The sequence below is a fragment of the Vreelandella sp. V005 genome (assembly GCF_052645115.1).
Genome location: NZ_JBQXYA010000021.1, coordinates 1 through 868 on the forward strand (window position 1 = coordinate 1; position 868 = coordinate 868).

Sequence of the window (868 nt, forward strand, 5' to 3'; positions counted from 1 at the left end):
CCTCTGGCTGCCTAGGCATCCACCGTGTGCGCTTCATTGCTTGACCCTATAACCCGAAGGAGTCTGGAGTTCGCAATGATAACGTTTCATTTTGCCGGATACGCTTGAGACGTATCACAATTTAAGATCACTTCCTAAGAAGTGTTCTTGTCAGCATGATATACATTGTTAAAGAGCAGCTGTTCAATGAACAGTGATAAGGCGGCGTGCGATAACGAAAACAACAGCGACAACACAGCGACTTATCAATGGTCACGAAACATTCACAAACGGTATTTAGGGTTAATCAGGGTAGTCACATAATGGTGGAGCCAAGCGGGATCGAACCGCTGACCTCCTGCGTGCAAGGCAGGCGCTCTCCCAGCTGAGCTATGGCCCCATTAATACATAACTTTTCCGGGAAATTTTATTCAGAACAAGGCATTTTATGGCGACGCATAGCCTGCTATGCGAGTCATAAAATAACGCAGTGCTGGATAAAATATAATTTGTGTGAGACTAGGCGCTTCAGTGCGACGCATAGCCTGCTATGCGAGTAGTGAAGCAACGACGTATCACGCAAATTTGGTGGGTCTGGGCAGACTTGAACTGCCGACCTCACCCTTATCAGGGGTGCGCTCTAACCAACTGAGCTACAGACCCGGCTATTCAGCCATTACAGATCTTGGGAACCTGTAGCAGCTAAATTAACTACCGTTTGCTCTATTGCTTGATCAGGTAATTCATTGTGGACGCTTACTGACTGTGACGCATCGTTTAAGGAGGTGATCCAGCCGCAGGTTCCCCTACGGCTACCTTGTTACGACTTCACCCCAGTCATGAACCACACCGTGGTGATCGCCCTCTTGCGTTAGGCTAACCACTTCTG

General features: G+C 48.3%; 2 tRNA genes and 1 rRNA gene. All 3 read right to left on the reverse strand.

Annotation, left to right across the window (positions count from 1 at the left end):
- Positions 1-303: 303 nt before the first annotated feature.
- Positions 304-379 (reverse strand) — tRNA-Ala (locus tag ACUN8H_RS18730).
- A 186-nt stretch (positions 380-565) separates the two neighbouring features.
- Positions 566-642, reverse strand: a tRNA-Ile gene (locus ACUN8H_RS18735).
- A gap of 115 nt (positions 643-757) precedes the next feature.
- Positions 758-868 (reverse strand): 16S ribosomal RNA (locus tag ACUN8H_RS18740); the annotation flags it as partial.